General features: G+C 62.8%; 16 protein-coding genes and 1 pseudogene. 12 read left to right on the forward strand and 5 right to left on the reverse strand.

What is annotated here, in order from left to right:
* Nucleotides 1-333: 333 nt before the first annotated feature.
* From JF66_RS06475 to JF66_RS06500, 7 genes are read left to right on the forward strand one after another with little or no spacing between them, the layout of a single operon-like run.
* Nucleotides 334-1,017, forward strand: coding sequence for a hypothetical protein (locus JF66_RS06475; RefSeq protein ID WP_035876362.1), 684 nt, complete (start codon nt 334-336; stop codon nt 1,015-1,017).
* Nucleotides 1,018-1,072: 55 nt separating this feature from the next.
* Nucleotides 1,073-2,239, forward strand: coding sequence for a non-hydrolyzing UDP-N-acetylglucosamine 2-epimerase (gene wecB / locus JF66_RS06480; protein ID WP_035876363.1), 1,167 nt, complete (start codon nt 1,073-1,075; stop codon nt 2,237-2,239).
* A gap of 48 nt (nt 2,240-2,287) precedes the next feature.
* The gene (locus JF66_RS06485) at nt 2,288-3,505 is read left to right on the forward strand and encodes an MFS transporter (RefSeq protein ID WP_035876364.1); all 1,218 of its coding nucleotides are present in this window, start codon (nt 2,288-2,290) and stop codon (nt 3,503-3,505) included.
* A 54-nt stretch (nt 3,506-3,559) separates the two neighbouring features.
* On the forward strand, nt 3,560-4,810 hold the full coding sequence (locus tag JF66_RS06490; RefSeq protein WP_035876365.1) for a hypothetical protein: 1,251 nt from the start codon (nt 3,560-3,562) through the stop codon (nt 4,808-4,810).
* 57 nt (nt 4,811-4,867) lie between these two features.
* Nucleotides 4,868-6,559, forward strand: a complete 1,692-nt coding sequence (locus tag JF66_RS06495; RefSeq protein ID WP_051973215.1) for an FAD-dependent oxidoreductase — start codon at nt 4,868-4,870, stop codon at nt 6,557-6,559.
* Nucleotides 6,560-6,615: 56 nt separating this feature from the next.
* Entirely contained in the window at nt 6,616-6,966 is a 351-nt protein-coding gene (locus JF66_RS24980; RefSeq protein ID WP_255351510.1) for an acyltransferase, read from the forward strand.
* Complete coding sequence (locus tag JF66_RS06500) at nt 6,894-7,736, forward strand: acyltransferase (RefSeq protein ID WP_051973217.1); 843 nt, start codon at nt 6,894-6,896, stop codon at nt 7,734-7,736. The genes JF66_RS24980 and JF66_RS06500 overlap by 73 nt, the downstream gene beginning before the upstream one ends.
* Nucleotides 7,737-7,860: 124 nt before the next feature.
* Here JF66_RS06500 and JF66_RS06505 read toward each other — a convergent pair whose 3' ends face one another.
* Together JF66_RS06505 and JF66_RS06510 are read right to left on the reverse strand one after the other, a co-directional pair.
* Nucleotides 7,861-9,255, reverse strand: a complete 1,395-nt coding sequence (locus tag JF66_RS06505) for an MFS transporter (RefSeq protein ID WP_035876372.1) — start codon at nt 9,253-9,255, stop codon at nt 7,861-7,863.
* A gap of 569 nt (nt 9,256-9,824) precedes the next feature.
* Nucleotides 9,825-10,028, reverse strand: a complete 204-nt coding sequence (locus tag JF66_RS06510) for a hypothetical protein (RefSeq protein WP_156109673.1) — start codon at nt 10,026-10,028, stop codon at nt 9,825-9,827.
* Between the two features lie 100 nt (nt 10,029-10,128).
* On the opposite strand from JF66_RS06510, the gene JF66_RS06515 reads away from it, so the two are divergent.
* On the forward strand, nt 10,129-10,311 hold the full coding sequence (locus JF66_RS06515) for a hypothetical protein (RefSeq protein WP_035876368.1): 183 nt from the start codon (nt 10,129-10,131) through the stop codon (nt 10,309-10,311).
* A 1-nt stretch (nt 10,312) separates the two neighbouring features.
* Nucleotides 10,313-10,783: a GNAT family N-acetyltransferase gene (locus JF66_RS06520; RefSeq protein ID WP_035876369.1), complete on the forward strand. Its 471-nt coding sequence runs from the start codon at nt 10,313-10,315 to the stop codon at nt 10,781-10,783.
* Nucleotides 10,784-10,888: 105 nt separating this feature from the next.
* On the opposite strand, the gene JF66_RS06525 is transcribed toward JF66_RS06520, so the two are convergent.
* The gene (locus JF66_RS06525; protein ID WP_035876373.1) at nt 10,889-11,554 is read right to left on the reverse strand and encodes a DUF6226 family protein; all 666 of its coding nucleotides are present in this window, start codon (nt 11,552-11,554) and stop codon (nt 10,889-10,891) included.
* A 157-nt stretch (nt 11,555-11,711) separates the two neighbouring features.
* Between JF66_RS06525 and JF66_RS24215 the strand changes: the two genes are divergently transcribed.
* The 3 genes from JF66_RS24215 (at nt 11,712) to JF66_RS22875 (ending at nt 12,915) form a co-directional block, all read left to right on the forward strand.
* Nucleotides 11,712-11,984: a GNAT family N-acetyltransferase gene (locus JF66_RS24215; protein ID WP_051973219.1), complete on the forward strand. Its 273-nt coding sequence runs from the start codon at nt 11,712-11,714 to the stop codon at nt 11,982-11,984.
* A gap of 84 nt (nt 11,985-12,068) precedes the next feature.
* Nucleotides 12,069-12,275, forward strand: coding sequence for a hypothetical protein (locus JF66_RS22870; RefSeq protein WP_197059344.1), 207 nt, complete (start codon nt 12,069-12,071; stop codon nt 12,273-12,275).
* 217 nt (nt 12,276-12,492) lie between these two features.
* On the forward strand, nt 12,493-12,915 hold the full coding sequence (locus tag JF66_RS22875) for a hypothetical protein (protein ID WP_156109674.1): 423 nt from the start codon (nt 12,493-12,495) through the stop codon (nt 12,913-12,915).
* 239 nt (nt 12,916-13,154) lie between these two features.
* Here JF66_RS22875 and JF66_RS06540 read toward each other — a convergent pair whose 3' ends face one another.
* Nucleotides 13,155-13,523 (reverse strand): hypothetical protein, encoded by a 369-nt coding sequence (locus JF66_RS06540; RefSeq protein WP_156109675.1) that lies wholly within the window; start codon nt 13,521-13,523, stop codon nt 13,155-13,157.
* Between the two features lie 66 nt (nt 13,524-13,589).
* A pseudogene (locus JF66_RS06545) lies at nt 13,590-14,025 on the reverse strand (phospho-N-acetylmuramoyl-pentapeptide-transferase); the annotation flags it as partial.

The raw sequence follows: 14,025 nt of genomic DNA on the forward strand, positions 1-14,025 counted from the left end.
GGCTCGTCCTGTGTCTGGTAGATCCTGAGCGGTATCCGATGGCCGTCGTCGGCAGGAATTCTGATCTCGGTCCAACGGACAACGTTACGTGTCTTCTGTGCCGGGGTCATTCCCCCAGCATGTCAAGGCCTCTCACAAGTCGCCTGCCCCTGTCGTGCATAGCCCTGACAGGGTGTGGATGATTCGGAATGCACTCCCCCAAACTTGGGGCGTAACAACGATGCGGTTGTCCGATAGGGCGGCCGCAATCTCTATTAAGCCGCTCACCTGACCACCGGACAGCCTTTCACATCATGAAACGCCTCGCCCGAGGCCCACGAGAGGGAGTGCGTAATGGCTGTGCTGAGAACCGTGAATTTCAGCAGCGATCTGATCGCTGCGCGAGTGATCGATAATGCGGACGAAGTGTCTGTACAGGGGCCGGCCATCGTCGTGAACGTCTCACCGACCCCGGCATTCACGGCCGGATCCCAGCCATGCCTGCTGCCACCGTTCTCCTCAACGATCGTCACGAAGGCACAGATCACCGGCACGAAGCTTCTGGTCGTGGGTGTCGGCTCGGCCGAACTCGACCAGGACCACTGTAGGAACGAGGGCTGGACAGATTTCTACGGGACGAAGCCCGGCGCCCCAGTCCTTCTGAAATCCCGGCAGGACTCGCTTGGCGCCATCGAACTTGACTGCGGTCAGATGCTCGGCAACGTCGTTGATCAGACCGGGCCCTCCCCCTTCGAGGTACGGGCGAATCTGTGGTTCAGCCCAGCGGGGACGGACTGCGGCATCCACAACCAGCACGACTTCATCGAGGTGCATACCCAGGTGCACGGCCACGGACGCATGCAGAAATTCATGAGTGATGCCGCCGACACCATTTACGAAGACCAACTCCTGAGCCCGGGAAACACCAACCCCACGCCGTTCTGCGTGGCGAGAGGTGGGTCATTCCAGTACCCCTGGCATCAGTACCGCGCGGACAGCGACTGCGTTTGGTTGGCCGTCGAGTACCACAGGGTCTGACCCAGCACCGGGCCCACGAATCCCGAAAACCCATTGACCGATCAGAAGGAGCATTGTGAAGAACATTGCATTGATTTTTGGAACGCGGCCGGAGGCCGTCAAGTTGGCGCCCATCATCAAGGCGCTCGAAGACGACCCACGCTTCAGGCCGCTGCTGATCTCCACCGGGCAGCACCGGGAAATGCTCGACTCGACGCTCACCGAATTCGGCATCGTCCCGGACATCGATCTCAAAGTCATGCGTGAGGGTCAGAACCTCAGCCAGGTCACCCACCGCATCCTCGAGGGCATCAGCACCGGAAACCACCTCGAGGGGATGGACGCGGTGCTGGTGCACGGCGATACTGCGTCGACCGTGGCCGGTGCGCTGGCCGGCCTGCACAGCCAGGTTCCCATCATCCACGTCGAGGCCGGCCTGCGCAGCGGGAACAACATGTCCCCGTACCCTGAGGAGGCCAATCGCAAGCTCGTTGCGCAGATCGCGTCCCTCCATCTCGCTCCCACCCCCGGAAACAGTGCCAACCTAATTCGGGAAGGCATCAAGGAGAGCCGCATTGTCGTGACCGGCAACACGATCGTTGACGCGCTGCGCTGGGGGTTGGAGAACCTTGGCTCCTACGGTGACCCGGCCCTCGAAGACCTCGACCACGATTCACGTAAGGTCATTGTCGCGACGACCCACCGACGCGAGTCGCTCGGGAAGCCGATGGAGGAAATCGCTGGTTCCCTCCGTGATATCGCCACGAACCCGGGCGTGCGAATTGTCGTTCCGGTGCACCTGAATCCGCGCGTTCGGTCCGTGGTGTTCCCCATCCTGTCCGGTCTCGACAACGTCACCCTGGTCGATCCGCTTCCCTACCTGAGCTTCTGCCGACTATTGGTCAGGAGCGACATCATCCTCTCGGACAGTTCCGGCGCCGAAGAGGAGGGCCCGGCGCTCGGAAAGCCGACGCTCGTGCTGAGGGACATCACGGAACGGCAGGAGTCGATCCTGACCGGGAGTTCGAGGCTCGTCAGCCGTACGCGTTCACATATCGTCTCCGAGGTCAATCAGCTGCTGGAGGACGAACACGTGTATCGGGAGATGTCGACTGCCATCAACCCCTACGGTGATGGGCGCGCGACCCAGCGGACGATCGGCGCGCTCGCGCACTACTTCGGACTCGGGCCCGCGATCATGCCGTTCGTGCCGGGGGCCGAGCCCGTGGGAATCGCGGCATGACGGCCCCGGCAGGTCCCCGGCAGAACGTTCGTTCGGAGGGGAACTGACATGCCCCTAGGACTTCTGGCCCTTGCCGCAGGCGGCTTCGGCATTGGGCTGACTGAATTTGTCATCCTCGGTTTGCTCCCCGAGGTAGCAGCGGATTTCGGCGTGAGCATTCCGGAAGCGGGTTATCTGGTGTCGGCATACGCACTGAGCGTCGCAGTCGGCGGGGTTCTGCTGACGGCGGCGACGGTCGGCATGAATCGCAAGGTGGTTCTCTCCGCCCTCATGTGCCTGTTCATCGTCGGGAACTTCGTCTCGGCCGTCGCAACCGACTACTCAGTGATGATGACTGGCCGCATAATCGCGGCGCTCTGTCACGGCGCGTTCTTCGGGATCGGTGCCGTGCTCGCCTCCCAGCTCGTTACGCCCGACCGAAAGGCCAGGGCGATCGCCATCATGTTCGCGGGCCTGACAACGGCGAACGTACTCGGCGTACCGCTCGGCACGTTCCTGGGACAGGCGACCGGATGGCGCACGACCTTCTGGGTGATCTCCGCCATCGGTGTCGTGACGCTGGTCGGCCTCGTACTGTTCGTCCCGGGCCAGGCGGCCTCGACCGGAGCACGCAGGTCCCTGGGCAACGAACTGCGCGCTTTCCGCAACGTGCAGGTGTGGTTGTCGGTGCTCGTCACCGTTTTCGGCTTCGGGGCGATGTTCGGCGCGTTCACCTATGTCGCCCCCATGATGACGGATGTGGCGGGCTTCGACCCGGCCATGGTCAGCTGGCTGCTCGTGGTCTTCGGCTGCGGGCTCTTTGTCGGCAACCTGATCGGCGGGCGGGCGGCTGATCACAACCTCGACCGGACCCTGCTCGTACTGCTCGGAGCGCTGATCGTCATCCTTGCGGCCTTCACCATCACCGCACACAGCCAATGGGCGAGTGTGCTGACCCTGTTTCTACTCGGCGGCGTGGGATTCGCCGCGGTGCCAGGCATGCAGATGCGGGTGCTGCACTTCGCGCGTGAGGCGCCTACCCTCGCATCCGGTGTCAACATTTCGGCCTTCAATCTCGGCAATGCTATCGGGGCATTCCTCGGAGGGCTCGCCATCACGGCAGGCCTCGGCCTGACCTCACCGAGCTGGGTCGGCGCGCTCCTCGCCGCCGCGGCGCTGGTGATCATGGCTGTTTCCGCGCGGCTGGAACGTCGCGTGACGAGGCGTCAGGAGCGCGCGGCCGCGGCCCTCCTGCCCGACCGAACGAACGATGTTTTCACCCGATGACTCGTCCGTCACCGAAGAACCAGCCTGCATTTCCGCCCTCTGAAAGGAACACACATGCCCGTACAATCCGTGAAGGCGATCGCCGTGCCGCTCTTCGGCTCTGAGACCGTGACCGACTTCCTGCGCGACGGCTACTGGCTGGAAGCCCCCGACATTACGGGAAGTGGGCAGCCAGACCTCGTCGGCTACGGCCTTCTGCTCGGCGAGATCTACTGGTACCAGAACCCCGGCTGGCAGAAGAGACTCGTGATCGACAAGATCAAGGAACCGGTCGGAATGGACTACGGCGACATCACCGGGAACGGGGTAGCCGACCTCGTGGTCTGCTACCAGCTCTACGGACCTGGGGGGACCATTCACCACGCCGACCCCGAGGGCGGCAAGATCGACTGGCTTGAAAACCCCGGGAATGCTGCTGAGAGCAGCGAGCAATGGGTGCGACACTATGTCGGACGGGCTACCGGCATGCACCGCCTTCGGGTCGGACATTTCACCCGAACGGACCGGATCCAGATCATCGGATTCCCGATCGTCGCGGTCGAGGGCGTGCACGCGGTACTGCCCGTGGTGCTCTTCACCCAGCCGGCCGACGTCAGGTCTTCAGCTGAATGGCCGATGGAGGTCATCACGAACCGGGATTTCCGGATGATCCACGGCGTCGCCCGCAAGGCGAACCTGGTTCCCGGTACCGACCTGGACTCGATCCTGATGGCCTCTGACGAGGGGGTGTCCTGGCTCTACTACGACGAGACCCTCGATGAATGGACCTGGGAACACGTCGGCGACGGCGACGAGTCCCAGTTCGAGCGAACCACATTCAAGGGCAGCGGTGACGTCGACGGCGGCAGAGTCGGATCGGACCCGCTCGCATACATCGCCGCGATCGAGCCCTTCCACGGCAACACCGTCGCCGTCTACGTGCGCAACCCGGAACCGGCCGGCGGGGCGGGTGGCTGGATCCGCCACGTGCTCGACATTTACGGTGACCCGAACGAGAACGGCGAGGGCACCGGGCACACAGTCATGTGTCGCGACTTCGACGGGGACGGGGACGATGAATTCCTGATCGGCCTGCGCGGGCCGGACCCGTGGCAGGGGGCCATTTACTACAAAGCCGTCGACGCGGCGCGCGGATTGTTCCTCAAGTGGAGCGTCTCCCGGGAGTCGGTCGCGCGCATTGTGGCCGGCGACTTCTCCGGCACTGGGACGCTCGACTTCGCCACCATCTCCTACTCCGTCCAGCATTACTTCGTCGCCCCGAAGGCCCAGATCACCCTGCACGAAAACCTCATCCTCGAAACGTAAAGGTACTGATTTGCCATGACTCAAAAAACTCAAGGCACCCTCAACCGGCGAGTATTTATGACTGGCTCCGCCGGGACCGTTGCCGGGGCGGTGCTGCTCGCCTCTCAGGGCGGCTCCGCTGCACCCGCCCTGGCTGCGGCAGCGGCCACCACCGCCTCGCAGTCGGGACCCGGGGTACTTCCCGGAGCGACGATCGTGCCCGCAGACCCGCGGTACGCAGACCTCATGACCGGCAATAACCAACGTTTCGTCGCCACCCCCGAGTACATCATGCTGATCGCGACGCCGAAGGGTGCGGAGGCCGCGCTCCAACAGGCCGTTTCGACCGGGAAGAAAGTGTCGGTGCGAAGTGGGGGCCACTGCTTCGCGGACTTCGTTTGCAATCCGGAGATCGAGGTCATCCTCGACCTCTCCCCGATGACCGGGGTCTACTACGACAGCGCCATGCTCGCCTTCGCAGTGGAGCCGGGGGCCCGCCTCATGAACGTATACGAGACCCTCTACAAGAACTGGGGGGTGACCATCCCGGGTGGTATTTGCTACAGCGTCGGGATCGGCGGCCACATCGCCGGCGGTGGATACGGACTCCTTTCGCGAGCGCACGGGCTCACGGTAGACCATCTGTACGCCGTCGAGGTCGTGACGGTCGGCGCCGACAAGAAGGTGCGCACCGTCGTGGCCACCCGCGATGATACCGGGGAGAAGCATGACCTGTGGTGGGCGCACACAGGTGGCGGCGGCGGGAATCTCGGCGTGGTCACCAAGTACTGGTTTCGTTCGCCCGGCGCCACGGGTACCGATCCCGGTAACCAGCTGATCACTGCGCCGTCACGGGTTCTCGTCAGCGCTATCAGCGTGCCCTGGGGCCAGATCGATGAGGACAAATTCGCTCGACTGATCACCAACTTCGGCGCCTGGCACGAGCGTCACCGCGCCCCGGGCACGCCCGAGTCCAATCTCAGCAGCCTCTTCAACGTGAGCCACCAGGCCCACGGCAGCCTCGGCATGTTCACACAGATCGACGCCGCGGCACCCCGTGCCCGCAAGATTCTCGACGACTACATCGCCGCGATACTCGACGGTGTCGCCATCACACCCGCGCCGGTGATGACCTCCAACGGCGTCATACCGGCCGTGCCCGCCTTCGTTAAGCCCACGGACGTCCCCTGGCTGCAAGCCACGCGGCTGGTCGGAACGGACAACCCCACGATCACCAACCCGACCAGCCGTGGGGCGCACAAGTCCGCCTACCTCAATCGGCGGTTCTCGGCCGCTCAGATCGGCGTGCTGTACCGGCAAATGACGAAGCCCGGATTCACGAACCCGGACACGATGCTCGTCCTGTTCTCGTTCGGTGGTCAGGTCAACGCCGTCAAACCGGATGCGACCGCCAATGCCCAGCGCCGCTCTGCCTTCAAGTTCTGCCTGCAGACCTTCTGGAGCGACCCGAAGGAAGACACGTTCTACCTCGACTGGGAGCGGGAAACCTACGAGGGGATCTTCGAGGCGACCGGCGGAGTGCCAGTTCCCGGCGATGATTACGATGGATGCTACATCAACTATCCCGATGTCGACGTGGCTGACACAGCGCACAATCGTTCAGGCGTGGGGTGGCAGCAGCTCTACTTCAAAGACAACTATCCTCGGCTGCAACAGGCGAAGCTGGCCTGGGACCCGACGGATTTTTTCAGTCACAAGCTCGGCATCGAACTCCCGGTCGCGCCGGACGTCACGAAGGCGGGCCAGTGATGGGCGAGATGCGGTCGGCTGAGGGTGATGCACGGAGCCGCAGCAAACTGCCCTCCTTGACCGGGCTCCGATTCTTCGCCGCGCTGCTCGTATTCTGCTTCCACATCACGTTGTCCAACTCGCCCATTCCCCCTAATAGCGCGGTCAACCCGTTTGCGGATGCGCAACTCGGGAATGGCCTCGAAGCGGTCTTCGGCAAGGCCGGTTACGTGGGCGTGTCGTTCTTCTTCTTGCTGAGCGGCTTTGTACTGGCGTGGGCGTCCAAGCCTGGTGAGCCCTTCGTACGGTTCTGGCGCCGACGGCTCGTGAAGATCTTCCCCAACCACATCGTGATGTGGGTGCTGTCGATGGTGCTCTTCGCCGCGGCGATCACGAGCCGCTGGGGTCGATCACGAGCCTGTTCCTGATCAACTCCTTCTCGCCAGACGGGTCGGTCTACGTCGCCGTCAATCCGCCTTCGTGGACGCTGTGCAGTGAGCTGCTTTTCTACATGCTGTTCCCGGTGATCATCACCCTGCTTCGTCGCATCCCCGCGAACTGGCTGTGGACCTCAGCGAGCGTGATGGTCTTGTGCATGGTCGGCGTTCAGCTGATCACGCTGTATCTGATTCCAGCGACGCCCGCGTCCGCGCTGACCCCGATCTCCGAGACGCAGTTCTGGTTCGGCTACATCTTCCCGGTGACGCGGCTGTTCGAATTCGTGCTGGGGTCGATCTTGGCCCTCGTGGTGCTCTCGGGCAAGTGGATCCCGATGAAGATGTATCAGGCGCTACTTCTCTGCCTGGCCGGATACGGCGTCGCCCTTGTGGTGCCGTTTGTGTTCTCGTTTGTCGCGGCGATGGTGATCCCGCTCTCCGCGCTGATCTGCACGTCCGCGACCGAGGATATGCGTGGCGGTAACCGGTTCCTGCGCAGCGCGGTAATGCAGTGGCTGGGCAACATCTCGTTCGGGTTCTACCTCTGCCAGGGTGTCGTCATATTCTTCGGCCGTATTCTGATGGGCAATGCCACGTATTCGACGCCGATCGCGTTCCTCGTGGTCGGTGGCTTCTTCGTCGCTGCGATCCTGGGCGGGTGGGCGCTCTATGCCCTCGTCGAGAAACCGGCGATGGCCAGGTGGGCACGTCCGCGTCGTTCGAAGACCACGGAAGGGCGTCAGCCCGCCCTGGTAACCTGACCGATTCCGTATCCAGGGGTGGCTTCCGTGTTCGGGAGCCACCCCTTGGTCGGTCATCTCGACGTCACCGGACCGGTGATGATTTGCCGCAGGGACTCACAGTGCGGCCCACGGATGGGAATCGTTACACAGAAGCTCCGGATTTGTTGGGGGCTTTCAGGAAGAGCGCGATCGCAATCGCCGTGACGACGCAGAGGGCAGTGTTGACGACGATGGCAGTGTGTACACCGTCCAGCACGGTCAGCGCCGTTTCGGACCCGAGGCTGTGCACGCGTGCCGCGATGACGGCGCTCATGATCGGGATACCCATGGTGATGCCCACCTGCTGACTCATCGTCGCCAGCCCGGTCGCGAGTCCCTGGTCACGGTCGGAGAGACCGGAGGTGGCCGTCACCATGAAGCCGACGATGACGACGAGATTGGCCACGCCGCCAATGAAGGTCGCGACGAGCAGGATCACAATCGAGAACCCGTTCGTACCGAGCAGGAGCAGCGAACCGGTCGCAGCGGCCTGCACCAGGAAGCCGATGATGATTGCATTCCGGCTACCCCAGAGGCCGATCAGGCGCGGCCCGAGCAGCCCTCCGAGAACCGTCCCGAGGCCGAGCACCGCAAAGGACAATCCAGCTCCGAGCGCGGAGTAGCCGAGGGTCTTCTGCAGGTAGAGGGTCAGCACAAAGACGAGGGAGGTCTCGGTGACGAACGCCAGCACGCCAGCGATGTTTCCCCAGGCGATCGTTCGTCGTCCCAGGAATGTGAGCGGCACTAAGGGATGCGAGGCCTGTCGTTCAACCGCCCAAAAAACCAGCAGGAGCACGGCGCCGGCCAGGAGAGAGCCGAGGGTTACGGGGTCGTCCCACGAGGTCTGCGCCGCCGAGGAGAGCCCGTAGACGACCGCGAGCAAGCCGAGCGTGACGGTGATAGCACCGGGCACGTCAAGCTTGGGACGCTGGGCCGGGCGCGTCTCGGCGAGAACGATCGGCGCGAGTGCGACAACCACGATGGCGATCGGAACGTTGATGAAGAATGCCCAACGCCAGGACAGCAGTTCGGTCAGCACGCCGCCGAGGATGGCACCGGTCGTGAAGCCCGCGGCCATCAGGGCGCCGTTGAGCCCGAGGGCCTTCTCACGCAGTTTCCCCTCCGGGAATGAGGTGGTGAGGAGCGACAGGGCCGCCGGCACGACGGCGGCGGTCGCCAGGCCCTGAGCGATCCTGGCTGCGAGAAGAACCATCGGGGTGGTCGCCAGACCGCCCACCAGGGATGCCACGCCGAGCAGAGCCATGCCGATGATAAACAGTCGACGACGTCCGACGAGGTCCGCAACTCGGCCGAAAAGCAGGGTGAAGCCGGCCGCGCACAGGGCGAAGGATGTGGCGATCCACTGCAAGGTGTCGAGGCCGAAGCCGACGTCGGAGCCGATGACCGGCAGGGCTACGTTGAGGATGGAAAAGTCGACGGCGAGAGTGAAGCTCGCCGCGAGGAGGAGCACGAGGGTGAGGCGCTGCTTGCCCGTCATCGTCGCTGACGCAGTGACGACATCCGTCGCGCTCCCTCCTGGCAGCTTCGTCTCGGGTGGCTTCGGGTGAGTCTCTGGGGCGTCGGTTGCACGCGACATTGGTTGTCCTTTCAGGGAAGGGTCATGGCGTTGAGGGGGCGTGCACAAGCTTCCTGCTCCCGCCGCCGGACAACCACACCGCACCGTGGGTACTACCGCCGGTGATAGTCACATCAACGGGCCTGTGCCGGCCTCTCCCCCGCCTCGGCACCGTATCGGGCGCTCTCCTGATCGATGGAACGGTGCGTCGAGTTTCTCCAGCACACGATCGCGGACGGGCGCGCAAACGTGATCTCGGTGCCGAAGACTGACCATTCATGAGTCGTTCCCGGTGATTGGCGGGGCACGCTCGCAGCGCAGACGGCAGTATTCGGGAGCATCACGAATCACCTCAAGACGACAAAGGCACCTCCTGCGGCAAAACCGATGATCGAAAATTGGTGTTCTCACATGCAGCCAGCAGGGCTTGAACGTCGGTGGAGCGCACGGCCGACGATTATGGCTTGTACGTGTCCCGCAACGGGAACCCCTTACGTCGTGGCCGTAACTGGGTCGTCTTGGGCGCGATACAACACCACGGTGAAGAGCAAGAAGACGGCTGCGCCTAACCATCCGCCCATGCCTCCGAGCTCGGGAATGACGAATAGTGCGCTCAGACCCACGAGAATCAATGCACCGGCCAGAACGGCATAGAGCCCACGCCAGCAGGAATAGCCGAACTCGCGCAGCAACACCGGCAACACCGCTTACGAGCTTTCGGCCGCCCTGGGCGATCGGGCGCTCTTCGGTTTCCCTGCGGCCGGCGGTATCCGGGTCGGCCCAACGATCAGATACGTGAAGATCAGGCAGCAGAAGACGATGCTCGGCGAGCCGAGCGGCAGCACAACCTTCAGGATTCGGCGCCTGCAGCAGGTACTCGACGAGGCCGGTTTCCCTACCTCGCCGATGTTGCTCGTCCCCGCTCTGCCCTTCGAATCCGTCGGTGCAAACCCTTGGCTCGGGCTGCAAGACTTGTGAGATGACCGTAACCCTTCAGCGAATCCTGGCCAGCGATTTCCCCACATGGATTGAGCACAGCTGCACCGAGTACGTCGGCGATTTGCGTGCCCAGGGCCGAACAGAGGAGGAAGCTCGGCGAATAGCGGTCGAAACCATGGCTCGTTCGTTCCCCGAGGGTACTCAGAGCCCCGACCATGAGGTCTTTCACATCATGAATGAGGCAGGTGAGGTGGTGGGATATCTGTGGATCGGGCAGGATGTGACCACCGATCCGGGGGCGTGGTGGGTCTGGGACGTTGTCATTAACTCTGAGCAGCGTGGACAGGGACATGGAAGAGCAGCGATGCTACTCGGCGAGGAATATGCACGCTCACACGGTGCGCACTCTCTCGGCCTCAGCGTCTTCGGATTCAACACCGGCGCCAGGGGACTTTACGATTCCCTCGGTTACGAGACCACTTCGGTGAAGATGCTCAAGAAGCTCCACTGAGCCTTCTCTTCGCGAGCGCTGGCTGGCTGGCTCGCGTCACCGTAGGGCAAAGCCGAGATGGACACCCGTGAGCGGAAACCTCTCCGGCACGGAGAGTACCGGGGGTCAGTCGCTACAGTCCGACTCAGCATGCGGCCGTAATCGCCACGGTAACCACCGGCCCGCCGGCGGAAGCGTACGTCGTGCAAACTGCACCCGTTCCTTAGGCAGGGCATTGGTGCGGGTTCTTCCAGAGCGCATCCGGGCGTCTGCCTCAACAAGTCGGTACTCGAGCCAGCGGCCCGGCCACGGATCGATTCGTTCAGAATAGCCACCCGACGCAACGGTGCGCACCGTCCACTCAAGCTCATCGGCCACGCTCGTGGCATTGTCATCGCAGGCATCACAACCGCACCCAGGGAAACGAAAGTCATGAAGCGTGCCCGCGTGAATCACCACTCCCGGAAACTGCGTGAGCACAAACGTCAAGGTGGCCGCTGACGGATCGTGAGGCACAACCCGGATGGCACTGACAACATCGTCCGGCATATGGAGAAGGTCAGCGGTGGCGCTTGGGGAGTGTTCAACGGTCACGTCGAACGTGTTCTGCAACCATTCAATGAGTGCGATGGCGACGTCGTGCAGAGGCGCGAAACGCTGCAGATTGCTGACACGGGAATACGCGTCTGTGGGCGGGCACCCTCCGTCCCACCGATTGCCGTATTCGACCGGATGGCCCTGCTCGTCGCTGAAGATCTCCGCTGCGCACGAGGGGCGCCGGTATCCATTCATGTTCTCCACGCTATCTCTCGGCAATCTCGTCAAGGAACATTCCTTGCATGACAAGCCAGACCTCGGAGGACGCAGGTTGGGCCAAATATCAGAACCAAGCCTGGGTGCCCGTGGTTTTTCAGAGGGGAGCCCCAGACGGGACGTCCGTGGCACCGAGTTGTCGTTTGCTTCAGCACGTTTCGCTCGGTCATCGCCTACCGATGGCGTCACGTGTGCCTGGCTCTGCGACGTCTTCGTCGACCCCGCAGTTCGTGGTCACGGCATCGGAAAGGCACTCATTTCGGGGATTCTTGAGGAATGTGATCCCCTGGGGCTGAGGCGCATCGCCCTCTCGACCGATGACGCACACGGCTTGTATTCCACTCTCGGGTTCACCGCCTGGGACGCCCCAGAGACGTGGATGGAGCGCATCGTCAACCCCGGCGTGTAGCCGCAAGACTGCTATCTGGATAGGGCTGGAGACCCTCTGCGCGGTGGGACCTGCCCTGGTCTTCTCGACCGATATCGTGGGAAAGTGCTCCCGCTGACCGCAACGACTCCCCAAGAGCTGGAGGATGTGACCGATTTTCTTCGTCTCGCTGACCTCACCCTCAGCGGGCTCGATTCACCCTCCGTACTGTTGTGGACCGCACGTGACGCCGAAAACGGCCCCATCGTCGCCAGCACGGGCTACGAGCGCAGCCACGACAACCACCACGTTCTCATCCGCAGCGTGACGTGACCAGCCGACTCCCCTAACGAGAATGACGTCCCGTCAGCTCTCGCTGCCCGGCAGCCTGCGCCCTCAGCCCGTAAGTGAAACTATCTGCGGGGCGGCCGGGGAGGGAATCGGGCGACGTGCATCGAGCGCTACCGGGCGAATCCCGAAACGCGGTCGAGACGGGTAACGATCGCCTACCGTCTCGGGGCGGGTTACCCCTCGCCCATAGAATCTCACCATGAGTCCGAATCGATCCGCGCTGATCGCAATCGCGATTGCCGTGGTGGTCGGTACGTGTGCGTGCACGGATGCGCCGTCGACAGTAGTCCCGGCGGGGGCTGCCACGACCGCATATCCTGGCGCGCCGGCACCACTGCCGAGCGGCCTGGCCGACCCCTTTGCGGGCTACGCAACAGTCGTCAACGGACGGCTGGCGATTGTCCTGTCCGGCAGCTCGAGTTGTCCGCCGCACGCGGACTCAGCGGATCTAGCGACAATGACCTTCGGCTTCTCGGCCGATACGGAAGGCCCCTGCACGGCAGATATGGCCCCCACGACGTTCGAGTTCAACCTGCCATCAACCGAGAACCTGCCGACGTTCATCACAATCAACTTCACGGCTGGCGACACGTCCAGCTCTCAGCTGCCGCTTCTGAGGTAGACATCGATCGCGGACGCCTGTGTTGGTAACCAGCCAACGCTGTCTCACAGAGTGAACGCATGAAATCGTCGCGACTCACGATCCGGCGCGCTTTGGCTGCACAGGCCGCTATTTGCCGCCGTGATTCACAGCGAAACCAGCCTGCATAATGCTTGCCGGCGGAAATCTTCTGGTCGCCGCGCAAGCGGAACGTCATACGGGACTCGCTTTGATCCTGTGGTCGAATCGATGGTTGGTGGTCAGTCGCTCGTCCACATGGAGTCGACGATGCCGGCATACGACGGCTTAGTGGGATCGGTATCGAATTTTGCTCCCGGATACTCCAAGACAATCCAGTCGGAATGGTAGCCATTCTCACCAAAGGTCTTCGCGAACTTCCCCGCTTCGCGCGGAGTCTCAAAACGGTAAATCGAGATTTCATCCGATCGCATCGCAGCTATGCACGCGTCGGTCGCCGCACAGTCATCTGCAGTCGTATCGCGTGGATTCGTCACGGGAAGGTTGGGCTGCGAGGTAAAGGCTTCCATCACATCCTCAACCCCCATCGTCGAGCGAGGCTCAAGCAACCCCTGACACCCGGTCATGGTCAGTGAAATCGCGGCAATCATTATCACTCGCGCAGCCACGGCTGGTCCCATGACTTTATGCTCCCGGCGCCCGATCGCAGCCACGTGCTAGCTCAACCACTCGAAGTAGAACGCCCCTACGCCAACAGCAACGAGAACACCGGCAACAATCCAGAACCGCACGACGATGGTCACTTCGCCCCAGCCCATCAACTCGAAACTGTGGTGGATCGGGGTCATGGGGAAGATGCGCTTGCCGTGCGTGGCTTTGAAATATGCCCGCTGGATGATGACCGAGCCGGCTTCAATGACAAACAGACCCCCGATCAGAACGAGGAGCAGTTCCGTGCGGGTCAAAATGGCCAGAGCGCACAGCGCTCCGCCGAGACCCAGCGAGCCGGTGTCACCCATGATGATCTTGGCGGGACTTGTGTTCCACCACAGGAATCCAATGAGAGCTCCACAGATCGCCGCTGCGACGATCGCGAGCGACAGCGGATCATTCGTCGTGTAGCACTTGTCCACATCCTCGAAGCTGAGCGAA

It is taken from the genome of Cryobacterium sp. MLB-32 (genome assembly GCF_000738085.1).
GTDB lineage: Bacteria > Actinomycetota > Actinomycetes > Actinomycetales > Microbacteriaceae > Cryobacterium.